Source organism: Streptomyces doebereineriae, assembly GCF_031845645.1.
GTDB classification, from domain to species: Bacteria; Actinomycetota; Actinomycetes; order Streptomycetales; family Streptomycetaceae; genus Streptomyces; species Streptomyces canus.
On record NZ_JAVREZ010000001.1, the window covers coordinates 316,086 to 333,349 of the forward strand.

Annotated in this window: 17 protein-coding genes; 8 read left to right on the top strand and 9 right to left on the bottom strand. The window is 71.1% G+C overall.

Translation table 11 applies throughout. From position 1 onward, the window contains the following. Positions 1-118 precede the first annotated feature (118 nt). From RNB18_RS53590 to RNB18_RS01545, 4 genes are all read left to right on the top strand, one after another. Positions 119-547, top strand: a complete 429-nt coding sequence (locus RNB18_RS53590; protein WP_394817587.1) for a hypothetical protein — start codon at positions 119-121, stop codon at positions 545-547. Between the two features lie 117 nt (positions 548-664). Further along, a complete protein-coding gene (locus RNB18_RS01535) occupies positions 665-2,467 on the top strand; it encodes an acyl-CoA dehydrogenase family protein (RefSeq protein WP_311712291.1) in 1,803 nt (600 codons plus the stop codon). Positions 2,468-2,575: 108 nt separating this feature from the next. Continuing rightward, positions 2,576-2,938 carry an ArsR/SmtB family transcription factor gene (locus tag RNB18_RS01540; RefSeq protein WP_311712292.1) on the top strand — a complete coding sequence of 121 codons (363 nt, stop codon included), beginning with the start codon at positions 2,576-2,578 and terminating at the stop codon, positions 2,936-2,938. Next, positions 2,931-3,569 (top strand): SRPBCC family protein, encoded by a 639-nt coding sequence (locus tag RNB18_RS01545; RefSeq protein WP_311712293.1) that lies wholly within the window; start codon positions 2,931-2,933, stop codon positions 3,567-3,569. Before RNB18_RS01540 ends, RNB18_RS01545 begins: the two co-directional genes overlap by 8 nt. Positions 3,570-3,584: 15 nt before the next feature. Here the strand turns inward: RNB18_RS01545 and RNB18_RS01550 are convergent, their stop codons facing one another. Next, positions 3,585-4,220, bottom strand: coding sequence for a lipoprotein (locus RNB18_RS01550; protein WP_311712294.1), 636 nt, complete (start codon positions 4,218-4,220; stop codon positions 3,585-3,587). A 91-nt stretch (positions 4,221-4,311) separates the two neighbouring features. Here RNB18_RS01550 and RNB18_RS01555 point away from each other — a divergent pair, with 91 nt between their 5' ends. Together RNB18_RS01555 and RNB18_RS01560 are read left to right on the top strand one after the other, a co-directional pair. Next, positions 4,312-5,091 (top strand): maleylpyruvate isomerase family mycothiol-dependent enzyme, encoded by a 780-nt coding sequence (locus tag RNB18_RS01555; protein WP_394817568.1) that lies wholly within the window; start codon positions 4,312-4,314, stop codon positions 5,089-5,091. Between the two features lie 128 nt (positions 5,092-5,219). Beyond that, positions 5,220-5,747, top strand: a complete 528-nt coding sequence (locus RNB18_RS01560) for a hypothetical protein (protein WP_311712993.1) — start codon at positions 5,220-5,222, stop codon at positions 5,745-5,747. A 599-nt stretch (positions 5,748-6,346) separates the two neighbouring features. Here RNB18_RS01560 and RNB18_RS01565 read toward each other — a convergent pair. Genes RNB18_RS01565 through RNB18_RS01575 form a run of 3 tightly spaced genes read right to left on the bottom strand, consistent with a single transcriptional unit; the run spans position 6,347 to position 9,880 of the window. Continuing rightward, complete coding sequence (locus RNB18_RS01565; RefSeq protein ID WP_311712296.1) at positions 6,347-6,910, bottom strand: hemerythrin domain-containing protein; 564 nt, start codon at positions 6,908-6,910, stop codon at positions 6,347-6,349. Positions 6,911-6,962: 52 nt separating this feature from the next. After that, a complete protein-coding gene (locus RNB18_RS01570; RefSeq protein ID WP_311712297.1) occupies positions 6,963-7,418 on the bottom strand; it encodes a hypothetical protein in 456 nt (151 codons plus the stop codon). Then, positions 7,415-9,880: a molybdopterin oxidoreductase family protein gene (locus tag RNB18_RS01575; protein WP_311712298.1), complete on the bottom strand. Its 2,466-nt coding sequence runs from the start codon at positions 9,878-9,880 to the stop codon at positions 7,415-7,417. Before RNB18_RS01575 ends, RNB18_RS01570 begins: the two co-directional genes overlap by 4 nt. 134 nt (positions 9,881-10,014) lie before the next feature. Here RNB18_RS01575 and RNB18_RS01580 point away from each other — a divergent pair, with 134 nt between their 5' ends. Continuing rightward, positions 10,015-11,205, top strand: a complete 1,191-nt coding sequence (locus RNB18_RS01580; protein ID WP_311712299.1) for an amidohydrolase — start codon at positions 10,015-10,017, stop codon at positions 11,203-11,205. Positions 11,206-11,225: 20 nt separating this feature from the next. On the opposite strand, the gene RNB18_RS01585 is transcribed toward RNB18_RS01580, so the two are convergent. From RNB18_RS01585 to RNB18_RS01605, 5 genes are all read right to left on the bottom strand, one after another. Beyond that, positions 11,226-11,951, bottom strand: a complete 726-nt coding sequence (locus RNB18_RS01585; RefSeq protein ID WP_311712300.1) for a metallophosphoesterase family protein — start codon at positions 11,949-11,951, stop codon at positions 11,226-11,228. Beyond that, a complete protein-coding gene (locus RNB18_RS01590; RefSeq protein WP_311712301.1) occupies positions 11,948-12,220 on the bottom strand; it encodes a BON domain-containing protein in 273 nt (90 codons plus the stop codon). Before RNB18_RS01590 ends, RNB18_RS01585 begins: the two co-directional genes overlap by 4 nt. After that, the gene (locus RNB18_RS01595) at positions 12,217-12,888 is read right to left on the bottom strand and encodes a nucleotidyltransferase family protein (RefSeq protein ID WP_311712302.1); all 672 of its coding nucleotides are present in this window, start codon (positions 12,886-12,888) and stop codon (positions 12,217-12,219) included. The genes RNB18_RS01590 and RNB18_RS01595 overlap by 4 nt, the downstream gene beginning before the upstream one ends. 497 nt (positions 12,889-13,385) lie before the next feature. Continuing rightward, positions 13,386-13,808 (bottom strand): NUDIX hydrolase, encoded by a 423-nt coding sequence (locus RNB18_RS01600; protein ID WP_311712303.1) that lies wholly within the window; start codon positions 13,806-13,808, stop codon positions 13,386-13,388. After that, on the bottom strand, positions 13,805-14,374 hold the full coding sequence (locus RNB18_RS01605; RefSeq protein ID WP_311712304.1) for a 3'-5' exonuclease: 570 nt from the start codon (positions 14,372-14,374) through the stop codon (positions 13,805-13,807). The genes RNB18_RS01600 and RNB18_RS01605 overlap by 4 nt, the downstream gene beginning before the upstream one ends. A 264-nt stretch (positions 14,375-14,638) precedes the next feature. On the opposite strand from RNB18_RS01605, the gene RNB18_RS01610 reads away from it, so the two are divergent. Continuing rightward, complete coding sequence (locus RNB18_RS01610) at positions 14,639-16,651, top strand: DUF1996 domain-containing protein (RefSeq protein WP_311712994.1); 2,013 nt, start codon at positions 14,639-14,641, stop codon at positions 16,649-16,651. Positions 16,652-17,264: the final 613 nt, after the last annotated feature.

The window sequence follows — 17,264 nt, forward strand, 5'->3', positions numbered from 1 at the left end:
ATGGCTCTGGGGACCTTCAGGACCAACTTCGACGGCAGCCTTCTGATCTTTCGTCAGTGGTTGCTGCGGGCTCGCCGGTCAAGACGGGCCCAACCTCGTGGCTTTGATTGCCGCCGCAGTGACTGATGGGTCCGGCCCGGCCGCTGGGCCCACAACCAGACCACGAAGCCGAAGACCCCGGCTGTGCCGGGCCGGGAGGAGGCGCAATCTGCCGATCGGCACCCGCCTGCGCATCCTGCCCGACCACGCCTGCGCCACAGCGGCCCAACACCACGGCCACCACGTCGTCGACGGCGCGCCGAGGTGCCGGAGCGCGCTTCGCCCCGTCGCCCCCGCCATCTCCGTCAATTGCGGGGATTTCGCAGGGCATTTGGGGGAGCGACGGGTCAAGGCTGCTTGCAACGGCGGCGGTTGGAGTCGCCCTTGCGCCGGCCCGCTGGCCTTTCGTCGGCCGTGTCCGCCATGGCGACACGCCGAGGGGGTAACCGGAGTTGCTCCGATGCGCAGGCGTAAAGTGCGGCGTGGGAGGGGAATCACCCTTGTGTAGATTGAGGCTTCTGGTATTAGAGAGGCCGTTTAAGGGGTAACTACCACCACGCGCGGGTGTTCAATCGTGGTGATGATCATGATGTGATCAGGGGGCGCCTGGGGCTACGTTGCCGCTGTGATCACCTCTCAACTCCCCGTAACGTCACCCCCGCTGACCGACACCCTCGCACTGCGGCATCTGCTCTTCGGTACGCAGGCCGAGATCCATGAGCCGTGGCGCCGCCTGTTCAGCTCCGACGTCTTCGCCTACCACGAGGGGCTGACGCATCAGGAGCGCACGGAACTTTCCTATCAACGCCTGCGGGTGGTGAACGCGGCGGTGCCCGACGCGCAGGCGCTGGCCCGTGACCCGGTCGCCCTGAGCGCCCTGCACGAATGGGCCGGGGTGGTGGACGCCGGCATGACGACGATCGCCAGCATCCACTACAACCTGTTCCTCGGCAGTCTGCTCGAACATGACCACGAGGGACGGGACTTGGGGCCGTACCTGCGGATGGAACGCATCGGCACCTTCCTGTGCACCGAGCAGGCGCACGGCAACGACGCCCCCCAGTTGGAGACCACGGCGACTCTGGACCGGGACACGGGCGGATTCGTGCTCACCACACCGACCCGGGGGGCACGCAAGTGGATGCCCAACACCTCCGTGGCCGGCGGTCCCAAGGACGCCCTGGTCGCCGCCCGTCTGGTGATCGACGGCAAGGACCAGGGCGTCTTTCTCTTCCTGACCTCGCTGACCGACGCCAACGGCCGTCATCTGCCGGGCGTGGAGGTGGAGTTGCTGCCCCAGACGGCCAGCAGCCCGGTCGACCACTGCGCCACCTCCTTCCACGGGGTGCGGCTGCCGCGGACGGCCATGCTCCAGGGCGAACACGGGCGACTGACCGCCGAGGGGGAACTCGTCTCCTCCCTCGGGAGTCCGCGCAAGCGGTTCCTGCGCTCCATCGGCCGCGTCACCATGGGCAAGCTGTGCATGAGCGCCTACAGCCTCGGGGTGACACGGCACGCCCTGGCCGTCGCGATACGCCACGCCCACCAGCGGGTCACCTCGGGCATGACCAGCGGACAGCGCGTGCCGCTGTTCACCCATCGCACCCACCACGCTCCGCTCGTGGAGGCGCTCGCCACGACCTACGCCGCCACCTTGCTGCAGCGCGGGGTCGTACGGCGGTGGGCGCAGGCGGCGGAAGGTGAGCGCGAGGAGGCCGAGCGGCTCGTGGCCATCGCCAAGGGCTGGATCACCTGGCAGGCCCGGGCCGTGATGACCGAGTGCCGGGAACGCTGCGGCGCACAGGGCCTGTTGCTCTCCAACGGGATCGCGGGTCAGCTCGCGGCCAACGAGGGCACGATCACCGCGGAGGGCGACAACACCGTCATCTGGGTCAAGGCGGCGGGGGAGATGCTGCTGGGCGGCTTCACCCCGCTACCCCTCAGTGAGGTGCCTCCGGCCACCCGGTCCCTGCACGATCCGGCCCATTTGCACGACCTGATGGGGGACCTGGAGCGAATACGTCACGAGCGGGCCCGTGTGCGACTGCGCGCGAAACGGGCCGGCTCGCCCCTCGACCGCTGGAACGGCGCCTCCGGCGCGGCGCTGTCCCTGGTCGACGCCCACGTCCACCGGCTGGCCGCCCAGGAACTCCTCGCCGCGGCCGCGCAGGCCGCCGACCCGCAGGTGGGCCTCCTGCTGGACCACCTCCACCGGCTGTTCGCCCTGCGTTACGTGGCCGCGCACAGCGGTGAACTGCTCGCTCACGAGCGGATGACCGCCGAGCAGGTCCGCTATCTGCCGGAGGTGCTGGAGGCCACCGTCGCGGCGCTGGTGCCGCACGCGCTGACGCTCACCGATGCCTTCGCCGTGCCCGAGGAGGTCGCGGTGCACCATCCCATGCTGCGATCCGAGGGGGTGCCCGCGTGACCCTCTCCGGCACGTCCTGACCCGCCGACAGACGTCCGGGGCCGCGGAACACTCCGCGGCCCCGGACGTCTTTTTAAGCCTTGGCTTATATAAGTGGTGGGTGGCATAGTGGGTCGCGTGCACGCGTTCGACGTACTCGGGGATCCGGTCAGGCGCCGGATATTGGAGCTGCTCGCCGCCGGGGAGCAGGCGTCGGGCGAGGTCAGTGCCGTGATCCGGGACGAGTTCGGGATCTCCCAGCCGGCCGTCTCACAGCATCTGAAGGTGCTGCGGGAGAGCGGCTTCGCCTCCGTCCGCGCCGACGGCACCCGGCGGTTGTACGCCGTCGAGACCGCGCCGCTCAGGCAGGTGGACGCCTGGCTGGAGCGCTTCCGCGGTTTCTGGGACCAGCGGCTCGACGCGCTCGGAACGGAGCTCGCGCGCGGAAAGCGCGAGCGCAGGACACAAGGAGAGGTGAGCGAGGATGAGTGAGATCGCCGACGAGATCAACCGTATGCACCGGCGGGTAGCCACCCGGCAGGTCGAGACCGGCGAGGCCCGGACGGTCCTGCTGCGCCGTACGTACGACGCCGAGATCGCCGACGTATGGGACGCGGTGACCTCTCCTGAACGGATCGCGCGCTGGTTCATGCCGGTCAGCGGCGAGCTCAAGGTCGGTGGCCGATACCAGCTGGAGGGCAACGCCGGCGGCGAGATCCTCGAGTGCGTGGAACCGGAGCGGCTGCGGGTGAGCTGGCTGTACGGCCCCGACCCCGGCTTCAGCGAGGTCGAAGTGCGCCTCACGCCCGAGAGCGGGGAGCGCACGGTCCTCGAACTCGAGCACGTGGCCGTCGTACCGGACGAATTCTGGGACCAGTTCGGACCCGGTGCCGTCGGAGTCGGCTGGGACCTGGGGCTCTACGGACTCGCCCTGCACCTCGCGGGCGGCGGTCTCGGCAAGGAGGAGGCCGCGACCTGGCACACCACGCCCGAGGGCAGCGCGTTCATCACCGGCTCGAGCGAAGGGTGGGGCGAGGCGTACGCCGCCTCCGGCGCCGACCAGGAGACGGCGACGAGGACGACGGCCGCGACGCTCGCCTTCTACACGGGCACGGAGGCCTGACGCCGCGGCCCTCGCTCAGGCGGTGCGCAGGGTGCGGCGCGCGAGCTCGTACGCCGGGAGCATCTCCTCGTGCTCCTCGGTGTCGAGCCCGCCGAGGTGCACCACCACCGGCCCGTCCGCGGTGGTGACGGCGAAGGCGCTCTCCTTCTTCGTCTCCCCGAGGAGCTCGCTGGAGTACAGGTACTCGACCTCCACACCCGAGACACCGCCGGCCGTGAAGGTGCCGTACTTCTCCTTGGTCACCCCGTCCTCGGCCGCGATGAACGCCTCCAGCACGGCCCGTGTGCCGGCGTCACCGGATTTCCCGGCCCATACGCGCAGGAAGCCGATGTTGCCCGCAGGCTTCGCGTCGATCTCGCAGGCCAAGGAGACGGGCCCCTGGCTCAGAGGCGCCTCCACGGCCTCCGCCTTCCAGCTCTTGGCGATGTCGAAGGTGACCGGCAGCTCGCACGCCGAGCCGGCGGCGCCGATCGTGCCGCCGCTGGTCGCGGCGGCCGTGCCGTCCGGACCGGGGGTCTCAGCCGTCGCCGACGGGCGCGCGGACGCCTTCGAGTCGTCCCCCTCAGCGGCCTCCGAACAGCCCGTCAGCACCCCCGCCAGCAACGCCACATGGGCCATCCGAAGCCATGTGTTCCCCGCCCCGACCAGCATGGCCGTGTCTCCCTCTGTTCAGTGGTGGTACTGGAAGGTGTCAGGTTAGGTGGCAGGAATAACGAATCGTGCAGCGAGGGGGGAAGCGTTGTTGAGCTTCGAGGACTACTGCGAGGCGATCGTCAGCCAGACCGACCTGCTCGCCCGCCACGCCAAGGGCACGGATCCGACCGCTCCGGTGCCCACCTGCCCCGGCTGGGACCTCGGCAGGCTGCTGCGGCACGTGGGCGGTGACCACCGGTGGGCGGAGGACATCGTACGGACCCGGGCCACCGGGCCGATCGACGACGGCATGGTCAACGACCCGGCCACCTACGCCCACCTGGACGACTCCGCCCTCGGCGGCTGGCTCGTCGAGGGCGCCGCGCGGCTGGCCGGAACCCTCCGTGCGGCCGGACCCGACGTGCCGGTGTGGACACCCGCCGACGAGCGGCTCGTCGAGCAATCCGCGATGTTCTGGGCCCGGCGCATGACGTACGAGACCCTGCTGCACCGCGCCGACGCGGCACTTGTGACCGGCGGGGAGTTCGAGGTCGAGGAGTCTCTCGCGGTGGACGCCGTGGAGGAGTGGCTGGAGTTCGCGACCGTCCCCGAGGCCTACGCTCCCCTGCCGGGCGTACCGGAGCTGCTCGGTCCCGGGCGTGCCCTGCGCTTCGACGCGGGATCGGCCGGGGAGTGGCTGCTCGACCTCTCCGAGGGGCGGCCGGTGTGGCGGCGCGGGTCCGGCGAGGCGTCGGTGAGTGTGCGCGGGCCGGTGACGGACCTGCTCCTGTTCCTCTACGCCCGCCCGGCGCCCGGGGTCGAGACGCGAGGGGACTCGGAGCTGCTGGACCTGTGGCTCGGCCGCACCCGGTTCTGGCTGGAGGCGTAGGGGCGCGAAGGGGCCGGTGTGGCCGAAGCCACGTGCCGGGGGAGGCCGGAGCCATGTCGTCCCGGCGGGACCGCGGCTACCGTTTCGCGCAGTCCCCCTCTCCCACCAGCACCTCGGGCGGCCCGGCAGTGCAAGCAGATCTCTCCCCGGTCATCGCGGCGACCACCCACTGGCTGACCCGCGCCTTTCCACCGTCGGGCGGCGCACTGGCCGCCGCGCTGTGCGAGGTGCAGGCGCGGCAGGCCGTGACGGTCGCCGCGTGGCTGCGCTATCCGACGGCGATGGACGCCGCGCTCGTCGGCATGGCGGGCCCGGGAGGCTCGGCCCGCCTCGACTGGGTCACCGGCGCGGACAGTGCCGACGACCGGGACGCAGCGGAGCATGCCTGGCGCAGCTGGGTGGACGAGGTCGTGACCAGCTGGGCGGCCTGTCTGCTCACCGACCCCGACCTGGCCGAGCTGGCGGTGGCCGGGATAGCGGAGGGCGAGCACACGACGGGCACACCGACCGTCTTCCGCCGCCTGCTCGCCCCGGACGCGACGGACCGCCATGCCGCCGCCCTGCTCCGCCACCCCGACCTGCTCGCCTCGGTGGCCGGGCTGCACCGGGGCGAGCTGCTGGACCGACTGGGGTCGGACGAGGCGCTCGTCGCCTGAGGGCGGGCGCGGCGCGGCCCGGCAGGGTCTGACCGGGCGGAGTCGCGTCGGTTGTGCGGACCGTCCGCCCGAGCTCCCGGACAGGCCGTTTCGTGCCGGCGCCTTCTGACGAGACCAAGGTCGGCTGCGTCCTGCCGGTGCCGTTGGTGACGTCCGAGGCGGCTGTGTCCTGCGGGTGTCCTGTGACGAGACTGAGGTCAGCCGTGGCTGGCCGGTGCCCTCTGGTGACGTCCGAGGTCAGCCGTGCCTGCGGGTGCCTTCTGGCGAGATCGAGGTCGACTGTGTCCTGCGGGTGCCTGTGGTGACGTTCGAGGTCGGCTGTGTCCTGCCGGTGTCCTGTGACGAGACTGAGGTCCGTCGTGCCTGGCCGGTGCCCTCTGGTGACGTCCGAGGTCAGCCGTGCCTGCGGGCGCCTTCTGGCGAGATCGAAGTCGGCCGTGTCCTGCCGGTGCCTTTGGTGACGGTCAGAGGGCCCCAGCTGTGACATGCCGGGGCCCTCTGATGACGTTCGAGGGTCGACTGCGCCCTGCCGAAGGCCTCTGGTGGCGTTCCGAGTGTCAGCCGGGCCCTGCCGAAGTTCTTCCGCCGTATCCCGAAGCTCAGTCTTCTTTGCCCCGGCCCGACATGGCGTCCCTCAGCCGGTCGACCAGGCCGGCCCCGGGAGCGAGCAGCTTGTTCGCCGGAGGAGTGTCCGGGGCCGACGGGTGCGGGCGGGTCGGTGCCATCTTCTTGGCGCGGCGCACCTTCTCGCCCAGCTCGTTCAGCTCCTTGTCCGAGCACGCGACACGCAGCTGCGGGAAGAGGGTCTGCTCCTCCTCGGCGATGTGGGAGCGGACCTCGCTCATCAACTCGCCCACGATCCGGTCGAACTCGGGATCGTCCGCCTCGCACCCCTCCAGGTCCTTCATGAGCTGCTCGGCCTTGGAGTGGTCCTCGATCTCCCGGTCGGCCATGGTGTTCCCGTTGACCAAGTGCTCCCGCACCGCCGGGTAGAGGTACTCCTCCTCCGCGACCGAGTGCCGGATCAGCTCCATGGTGGCCTGATCGGCGTACACCTTCCGGTTCTTCTCACCGGGCGCCAGCGCCTCGATCTTCCCGAACAGCTCCTCGACCTCGCGGTGATCGGTCACCAGCTCGTCGATGACGTTTCCTCCGTGTCCCATGTTTGTTCACCTCCGTCCCTCGGGTGCCCTCGGCCGCACTCCCTATGCCTGGTCAGAGGCTTGTGAGGACCTGCGGCGACAATTGTTTGATCAACGTGTTGGTCCAGCGCATCTGCCGCAGCGTCTGCGGATGACACGCCGACGCCAGCTCCAGCAGCCGTTCGTCCCGGGTCGCCTGGGCGGTCTGCGCGAGCATCTCCCAGTGCAGGGAGTTCTCCGTGGCGGCCAGGTGCAGGGCCCGCAGATCGCGCAGGAGTACCAGTCCCTCCGGTCCCTCGCCCTCGCCGGAAGCGGGCTCGGGCGTGTCGTCGTCGAGGCGCAGCCCTTCGCCCGCTGCGTACTCGGCCAGCCGGTCGGCATGTTCGCGGGACCAGCCGGCGAGGTCCGTGGCCACGTGGTGGACCTCGTGCTCCTCGGCGTGCCGCTCGGCCACGGCCACGAGCTCCCGCGCCAGCTGCCGCTCCCCATGGTGCAGGGCGCACAGCGTATGGGCGACGCCGTCCTTCATGACGTCCCTCCCGGCTCACTGTTCTGTGTCGCGTACGCCTGCTGCCCGCCGGCCGTGGCCGGCACGGAATCGGGGTCCGACGGGGCCGAGGCCGTGGTGGTCGGCGCCGGCGCGTACCGTCCGTCCGCGCGGGCGACGAGGGTGAGCGCCGCGGCCGCGGTCTTGAACAGGGGCTGCTTGGAGGCGGGATCCCAGTCGGTGATCGTCGTCTCGTTCGCGGCGCGCCCCGGACCGCCCCCGTCCGGACCGTCGCCCTCCTTCGTGTCCCAGTAGCCGTAGTGGAAGGGCACGAACAGCAGCCCCGGCCGGATGTCCGTGACCCGCAGCCTCGCCTCCAGGGCGCCGCGCGGAGTGGCCACCCGCACGAGATCGCCCTCGCCCAGGCCGAGACGCACCGCGTCGGCCGCGCAGGCCTCCACCCACACCTCGGGCGCGGCCTCGTCCAGTTGGGCCACCCGGCCGGTCTTGGTCCGGGTGTGGAAGTGGTAGAGCGTACGGCCCGTCGAGAGCTGGAACGGATACCGCTCGTCGGGCATCTCGTGCGGCTCCACGTAAGCGGAAGCCTTGAGTACGGCCTTGCCGTCCGGGTTGAGCGAGCGGTACTCCACCGGGTCCACGGCGGCCCCGGTCTCCAGGTCCTTGCCGTAGCTCTCGCAGTCGTCGGGGTGTGCCCAGGTGATGCCGTCCGTGTAGAGCCGCTCGGTGCCCCGCGGGTTCGCTTCGGTGCACGGCCACTGGATGCCACCGGCGTCGCGCAGCCGGTCGTAGGAGAGGCCCGTGTAGTCGCAGGGCCGGCCCGCGCTGCACCGCTTCCAGGCCTCGAACGCCTCCTCGGGCTCCCGCCAGCCGATGAGCGGCCCGCCGTCCTTGTCCCGGAAGTCCATGCGGCGCGCGAAGTCGAGGAAGATGTCCAGGTCGGGCCTGGCCTCGCCGGGCGGCTCGACCGCCTTCTCGCACAGGTGGACGGTCCGGTCGGCGTTGGTGAGCGTGCCGGTCTTCTCGCCCCAGGTGGCGGCGGGCAGAACGACGTCGGCGAGCCGGGCCGTCTCCGTCAGGAACAGATCCTGTACGACGGTGAAGAGCCGTTCCTGCGCCAGCAGCGCCCGGATCCGGGCCAGTTCCGGCAGCGACACGGCCGGGTTGGTGCCGCTGATCCAGAGCATCCCGATCGAGCCCTGCTCGGCATAGCGGAACATCTGCATGGCGTGCGTGGGCGGTGCGAAGTGCGGGATCGTGGACGGCTCCACGTTCCACACCTTCGCCAGGTCGGCCACATGGCTGTCGTTCTGCCAGTTGCGGAAGCCCGGCAGATCGCCGTCGGCGCCGCACTCACGGGTGTTCTCCGCGCTGGGCTGACCGTTCATCTGGAGCACGCCCGCGCCCGGACGGCCCAGCATCCCGCGGATCAGGTGCAGGTTGTTGACCTGCACGGCCGCGGCGGTGGCCTGGTGTGCCTGGTAGACGCCCTGGAGGACCGTGGACAGCAGGGCGTCCGTCGTGCCGACGAGTTCGGCCGCCTCGGTGATCCGCGTGGCCGGTACGTCGCAGATGTCCGCGGCCCACTCGGGCGTGCAGGACGCGACCCGCTCGGCCAGCTCCTCGAAGCCGACGGTGTGCGCCTCGACGAAGTCGTGGTCGACCCGGTCGTGCCGGATCGTCTCGTGCAGCAGGGCGTTCAGCAGCGCAACGTTGGTGCCGACACGCGGTGCCAGGTGCACGGTCGCGTGCCGGGCCACCTGGGTCGGGCGGGGATCCACGCACAGCAGCCGCGGCGGATCGCCGCCCGCCAGCCGGTCCAGCACCCGCGTCCACTGCACGGTCTGCGTCTCGGCCATGTTGTGGCCGAACAGCGCGATCACGTCGGCGTGGTCGAGGTCGTCGAAGCTGCCCGGCTGGCCGTCGCAGCCGAACGACTCCTTCAACGCCTCGGCCGCCGTCGCCGTGCACAGCCGCGTGTTGCCGTCGAGATGGTTCGTGCCGATACCCGCCCGGGCCAGCACCGCGAGCGCGTAGTACTCCTCCAGGAACAGCTGCCCGCTGGTGTAGAAGCCGATCGAGCCGGGCCCGCGCTCGTCGAGCAGCTCACGGGTGCGGGCGGCCACCAGCTCCATCGCGGTGGCCCAGTCCGTCTCCACGAGATGCCCGTCGCGCCGTACGAGCGGCCTGGTCAGCCGGTCCGACGAGCCGTTCGCCTGCCAGCCGAACAGGTCCTTCGGCCCGAGCCTGCCCCGGCTGACGCGGTCCGCCGCCCGTCCCCGCACGCCCGCCAGACGGCCGTCGACGACGGCGATGTCCATGGCGTCCCCGCCCGAGTGCAGGAGCGACGCCGCTCCCATCCAGCTCTGCACCGCGCCGGGCTCCACGCCCTCCGCGAGATACGAGTCCACCCTGGACGGCCAGGCCTCGTGGCGCCGGTACGGCACCCGGCCACCCCATGGGTCCGCGATCCGGTCCGCCTTCATGAAGGCCTCCATGGCAACGCCGCTGATCGCTCCTGAGTACCCGGACGCCGGTACCGGTAACGGTGGGTGTAAGGCGGGCCGCTCGATGGAACCCGCTCCAGGACGCAGGCGTACGACGCTCCCAGGAGGCCGATGTGACCGACGCCGTGGACGAGGTGCTCGCGCGAGTGCGCGGAGAGGTGGCCGCACGGGCGGATCGGCTGTGGGACATGGCGCGGATGCTGCACTCCGACCCGGAGTACGCCTTCGAGGAACACCGGGCGGCGGCGCTGCTGTGCGGGGAGCTCGAATGGGCGGGGTTCAAAGTGCAGCGGGACGTGGCCGGGCTGCCCACCGCGTTCACCGCACGCTCCGGTACGAGGCCTCGCCCCGCGGTGGCCCTGATGCTGGAGTACGACGCCCTGCCCGGCCTCGGCCACGCCTGCGGCCACAACCTGATCGCCGCGGCGGGCCTGGGCGCCGCCCTGGCCGCCCGGGCCGTACTCGACCGGGACGCGGGCACCGTGTGGGCCGTCGGCACGCCCGCGGAGGAAGGCGGCGGAGGCAAGGTCGCCGAGACCGACGCCGGGGTGTTCGACGACCTCGACGCGGCGCTGATGTTCCATCCCGGCGTGCACAGCTGGCAGTGGGCGCCGCTGACCGCGCAGGCCCAGTACAGGGTCGGGTTCCACGGGCGCTCCGCCCACCCCACCGGGAACCCCACCGAGGGGATCGACGCCCTCGCCGCGCTCATCCAGCTGTTCAACACCCTGGCCGTGATCGGGCGCAGGCTGCCCAAGGGCTCGCATGTGCAGGGCATCGTCACGGACGGCGGCAGGGCGACCAACATCGTCCCCGAGTACGCGGAGGGCCTGTTCGGCCTGCGCTCGGTGACGACGGCCGCCCTGGAGGACCTGGCGGGGGAGCTGCTGACCTGCGCCCAGGGGGTGGCGCGAGCGACGGGGACCACGGTCACCGTGGAACGCGCGACACCGCGGTACGAGCACTTCCGGAACAGCACGGTCCTGTCCGCTCGGTTCGCCCGGCACCTGGCAGCGACGGGCATCTCGGTGACACCGCCGGAACCGGGCGTCTATCTGGGTTCCTCCGATGTCGGGAACGTCAGCGGTCGGGTGCCCGCCATCCATCCGTTCGTGGCGATCATGGAGGAGGACGGCTCCGACCACACACCCGAGTTCGCCGTCGCCGCCGGTTCCGAACGGGGCCGGCAGGTGATGCTCGCCGCCGCGGAGGCACTGGCCTGCACCGCGGTGGAGGTCCTGCTTCGCCCGGAACTGCGGGACGAGGCGTGGGAGCACCACGACCGGGCGACCGTCCGCAGTTGAGACACCGTCAGGCGACGTGGTCAGTCGACGTTCAGGTGGTACACGTTGAACGCCCGCCGGATCACCGGCTGGGCCACGTTGCGCACCCGCACCCCGCCGGCCGTCATCCCGTGCTCCGTGCCGGCGTGGGCGTGTCCGTGCACGCTCAGGTCGGCTCCGGCGGTGTCGATCGCCTCGGCGAGCAGATAGGTGCCGAGGAACGGATAGATCTCCGGCGGCTCACCGGCGAGGGTGTCGGCGACGGGGGAGAAGTGGGTGAGCGCGACCCGGGTCGCGCAGCCCTGCCGGTCCAGTTCCTCCAGCGCGGTGCGCAGTCCGTCCGCACAGCGCCGTGAATACCGTACGAACTCCTTCATCAGCGGCTCGCCGAACTCCCCGGCGCTGCGGCCCACGAACCCGCCGCCGAACCCCTTGGTCCCGGCGACCCCCACGCGCGTGTCGCCGCACTCGACGACCGTCCCCTCGCCCTCCAGCACCCGCACACCGGCGTCCTCCAGGAGGGCGGCGACCTTCTCGGGCTGCTCGTCGTGGTGGTCGTGATTGCCGAGGACCGCCACGACGGGCACCGCGAGACCGCGCACTTCCTGGGCCACCACCCGGGCCTCCTCCGGCGTGCCGTGCCGGGTGAGGTCGCCGGCCAGCAGGAGCAGGTCGGCGCACTCGGGCAGGGTGTCGAAGGCGGGGCGCAGCAGGCCCTGGCTCTCGAGGCCCATGTGGATGTCCCCCACGGCGGCGACGCGGATCATGGCAGCTCCTCCGCATGGTCGGGCGTGACGTTCTCCGCCACCACCACATCGGTGTGCACGGCGAGGCCGTCGAGCTCCTCGTGGACGGTCCGCAGCACGGTCTCCCGGCACTGCGCGGAGGGCACCGTGCCGCTGACCACGACCGCCCCGGCCCTTACCTCGGCGCGGACTCCCAGCTCGCCGAGTTCCTCGGCGGCCAGCCGGTCACGCAGGTGGGCGACGCGGTACTCGACGTTCTCCTCGGGGTGTTGCGCCAGAGGCTCGCTCATGACCGTCCCTCCCTCGTCCTCGGTTCGATGACCTCCAGGCGTTCCAGGAAGTAGAAGAACGCGTCCGGCATCGGCGCGTCCGCGCAGTCCCTGCGTACGGCCTCCCAGTCGACCTTCTCCCGCAGTGTGCGGGCGATCGGCAGGACCGCCCCGAAGTCGCAGTGGTGCTCGGAGAAAGCGGACAGCAGGCTGTGCAGCAGGTCGGTCGGGGACAGCACCGGCATGAACACCGAGTCCACCGAGAGTTCGTCGGCCCGCGCCAGCAGTTCCGTGGTGACCGGCTGGTGCGCGAGCTCGAAGATCAGGTCGACCTGCTGGCCCATGCAGTCGGCCTTCAGCAGCCAGTCCTCCGGAGGCGTCCGCACCTCCAGACCCGCCCCGCGAAGGGTCTCGGCCACGGACTGCGCGTCCTCGGGGAGGATGGCGAAATCGACGTCGTGCTGGAGGTTCTGAGCGCCGCCATGGGCGTACACGGCGACGCTGCCCGCGAGCGCGAACGGGTGCTCTTCCCGTTTCAGAATCGCGCCGACCTGCTTGGCCGCCTCCAGGATCGCCTGGTTGCGGTCGACCGGCAGCGTCGAGGCGAGCGCGTCGGCGCTCTCCGTCGCCAGTCGCAGTCCGGCGACGCCCCGGTGGCGGTCGACGTCGTCGTCGGCGTGCTGCGTCATCAGTGCCCCCTTCCTGACCGGCCCGCACCCGAGGGGCCGTGACGGCGAGCCCCGAGTACCCGGGGCACGGCCTTCGACACAGCAGGTCAGCCTGCGGCCGGTGGAGGTGTCGGCCTCCGGCCGGGGGCAGGTTGGTTTCCGGCGGTGGATGGATCTGCGTTCCGGCCGGGGAGGCGTCCAACCTCGGCGGATGGCTGCGTCGGTCTCCGGCCGGGGGGCAGGTCGGCTTCCGGTGGTGGATGTGTCAGCCTTCCGGCCGGGGCACAGGCCGGCCTCCGGGGGGTGGATGGGGCGGCTTCCGGCTGGGGAGCAGGTCGGCTTTCGGCCCCGGCGAAAGCGTTGGCCGACGGCCGTAATGGCGTCGGCCTTCGGCCAGGGGACTGGTCGGCCTCCCGGCAGGGGACACGTCAGGCTCCGGCCGTGGATGCGTCGACTCCGGCCAAGCGATACCGCAGGTTCCGGCCGGGCGGGACCTCGGTCCAGCAGCCCCCGGGAGCTCAGTCGAGCAGACTCCGGGACCTCAGGAGGGGCAGGACGTGGTCGCGTACGGCGGGGGCCAATGTCAGGTCGGGCTCCTGGCTGGTGATCCAGCGCATCGCGGACAGTTCGGCGGCGGGGCGGGGCAGGTCGGTGATCGTGGTGTCGTAGACCGTCATCGTCATCGGGATCCGCTCCAGCGCCGCGAGCGCCCGGACCTCCTGGAGGGGGCTGAAGGCCACGGGGACGACACCGAGCTCCTCCCGCAGCTCGCGCAGGAGTGCCGTCTCCAGGTCCTCGCCCGGATCGGGCTTGCCGCCCGGCAGGTAGAAGACATCGGGTGCCGCGGTCTTGCTGACGACGAGAAGGCGTCCGGATCGGATGATCACGGCGGCGGCCACGACGAGGGAGCCGTCGTCGGACTCGGTGACGTGCTCGCTCATTCCGCGGGCCAGCCGTCCCGCCCCGCCAGATGCAACACCAGCGCGGCGATGTTCCAGGCGTCGTCCTCGCCGCGATGATGCCGTCCTTCGAGCGGCAGCCCGGCAAGGCCGAGGGCCTGTGCCATCCCGGGGCGCTTGCGCAGACCGTGTACCTCGGTGAAGACCGCCTTGGCGTTGGTGTGACGGCGGCCGAAGGGATACGGCGTCCTCGTCGCCCCGCACTGCCGGGTGAACTGGTGACGGTCGTAGTCGCCCCAACTCGCCCACGGCCGCGCGCCGGAGGCGTGTTCGGCGGCCAGCAGCCGGCAGGCCTCCCCGAACGGCAGTCCCCCGTCGACCTCGTCCTGGGTGAGACCGGTCAACTCCGTGCAGAAGCCGCTGACTACGGACCGGGCGGGCCGCACCAGAATCCGGTGCCGTTCGACCCGCTCGGCTGTCGACAGGTCTACGACGGTCAGTCCGATCTCGATGATCTCGCTGACCGCGCCCGGGGGAGGGGAGCCGGGCCAGCACGTGGCTTCGACGTCCACGACGTTCAGGAGGCGCTCGGAGCTCGCGCTGTTCATGACGAGAACCGTAGGGGCGCAGTTGTGTACGAGTCACCTCGTTTTCCCTGCACAGAGGTTCGGGAGGGGGTGGTGGAACCCCGTGCTCCGTATGAGAGTGCTGTGAATTTCCGAGACGCTTGAACGCAGGGGGCCCACCGTCCGTATGGGGCGAGGGATTTGCATGCCCGGAGAGCCGACACGCGCAGGAGTACTTCCGTGGGACGCAGCAATCGCAGACGACCGACCGGCGCACGACGTGCGACCTTCGCCGCAGTGGCCCTGATGCTGGGGGGTGGTGGCCTGGTCGCGGCGAATGTGTACGCCTCCGCCACGGAGAGCGGCACGCCGCAGCAGACGTCGTGGGGAGCCGTCACGATCGACTGCCCGGACGTCGGGGACACGCTCACCAGCGTCCCGGACGGGTCGAGGGCGGACGTAGACAAGGAACTCGCCCTGCTGGACCAGCAGATAGCCGAGGCCTACCAGCAACTACAGGACCCGTCGGTGCAGGACCGCGAGTCCGCGCAGAGCCGTATCGTCGACCCGCTCCAGGAGAACCGCGCCGCCACGATCGAGCGCATCAGCGCCGCTCTCCAAGCCGCGGGAGAGCAGCCGGACGGCCTCGGCGACATGGCCGGCTGCACCCTGCGCGAGACCGAGAACGAGAACGGCGACGGTCAGGACCAGCAGCAGGGCGACGGTCAGGACCAGGGAGACCAGCAGGGCGACGGTCAGAACCAGGACGGTCAGCAGGGCGATGACCAGCAGGGCGACGGCCAGGACCAGGGCGGTCAGCAGGGCAACGGCGGGCAGGCGGGCAACGGCCCCGTCGCCGCGGACTACGCCGACATCAACAGCGCTCCATCCTCCGCGCAGGCGCCGCAGGCTCAGGGCGACGCCTCCCGTGGCACCTTCGTGACCAGCTGCGGTGTAAACGCGAACGGCCTGTTCAACTCGGACAACGTCATCGTCGCCCCGGGTGTCTCCAACGGCGCCCACCACTTCCACGACTACATCGGCAACCAGTCCAACACCGCCTTCGCGAGCGACCAGGACCTGGCGAACGCCGAGACGAGCTGTGTCGACCAGGGCGACAAGTCGACGTACTACTGGCCCGTGATCCGGCTCCAGAACGGAACGCAGGAACAGGACGCCAACTCGCCCGGCGGCGGCGTCGAAGGCAACGCCGGCGAGATCGTCACCCCCAAGGAAGTGACGCTGACGTTCGTGGGCAACCCCCGCAGCAAGGTCACCGCGATGCCGCGGCTGCTGCGCATCATCACCGGTGACGCCAAGGCGTTCGTCAACGGCCCCGCCAACGCCAACGCGTCCTGGAGCTGCACCGGGCTCGAGGACCGGCAGCTGAAGGACAAGTACCCGCTGTGCCCGCAGGGCAGCGACGTGGTGCGCACCTTCAAGTTCCAGAGCTGCTGGGACGGCCGCAACATCGACAGCGCCAACCACCGCACCCACGTGGCGTTCGCCCAGAACGACGGCACCTGCCCGGACGGCTTCGAGGCCATCCCGCAGCTGGTCCAGCGGATCGTCTACGACGTCGACGCGCCGAGCCTGGGCGACGGCGGCCGCACGACCCCGCTGTTCGCGGTCGACTCCTTCCCGGAGCAGCTGCACAAGCCCGTCACCGACCACGGCGACTTCATCAACGTCTTCGACGAGAACCTGATGAACGAGATGGTCGGCTGCATCAACGACGGCCGTGAGTGTGGTGCGGGCACAGGCCAGGACGACCCGGGCAACGGCGACAACGGCAACGGCAACGGAAACAACGACGACGGCAACGGCGAGAACGGTGGCGACGACGGCAACGGCTCCACCCCGGACCCCGGCGCCAGTCAGGACCCCGGTAACGGGAACGGCAACGACAACGGCTCCGAGGACAACCCCGGAAACGACGACGAGCCGCAGCAGCAGCCCACGCCGACCACCGAAGCCCCCGCCGGCGACCAGACGACTGCCCCCGCCGCCGACCAGCCGAAGACCTACAGCTCACCCACCGCCCACAGCACCACCGCGCCTTCGCCCGAGGCCGCGAACGGCACCGGCAACGGCCAGGCGGACCAGCCCGCCCCCCAGGACGACACCGCGACCGACGACCCCGGGACCGGCACCACCGGAGCCGTCGCCCAGCCCCCGGTCGCCGCACAGCCCGAGCCTCAGGGCAGTCAGAGCAGTCTCGCCGAGACCGGCACCCAGCTGTGGCCGGCCGCACTGGGCGCGATCCTCCTGATCTCCGGCTTCGTTCTCCTACGACGCACCAGCCGCCGCTCGATGTGACACCGGCCGGCACGCACGAGTAGCAGGGGTGGCTGTCCGCCGCGCAGCTCCACCGGCGGACAGCCACCCCAGCGCACCCCTCGGCCCGGCGCCCCCCCCCGCGCGCCACCCCACCCCTGCTCAGCGCTCGGCCGGGCGCCGCGCCCGGACTGGGCAGGGTGCTGAGCATGCGGTGGGTCAGGATCACACCGAAGACCGCCGGCCCCGGTCGGCTGACGCGGCAGGCTGCCCTTTGCGATGGTGGTCGTGAGAGTGACCGGTGACGAGCAGCAGCCCGGGCGTGGTCCGGTTCCTCGGCCGGCAGACGAGCGGGGACCGCCATGACGAGCGCGGCGCCGGGGAACGCCGGCGACGTGGGAAGCCGCCTGTCCGGCATGGGGCAGCGCGGCGGCCGTCACGAGGAAGGCGGTCACCACCCCGGCAGACTCCCATCCGTCCCCACGGCCGCCAGGATCTGAGTCCGTAAGGGCGCCCGCACCGACCACGAGCGTGACCACGCCCAGCGCAGGGAGGGCAGAAAGATCCACCGCCGGCTCGCGTGCTCCAGGATCACCCCGCCCTCGAAAATCACCGTGAGCCATTCTCGGTCCGGGAAACCGAATCGGACCGCACC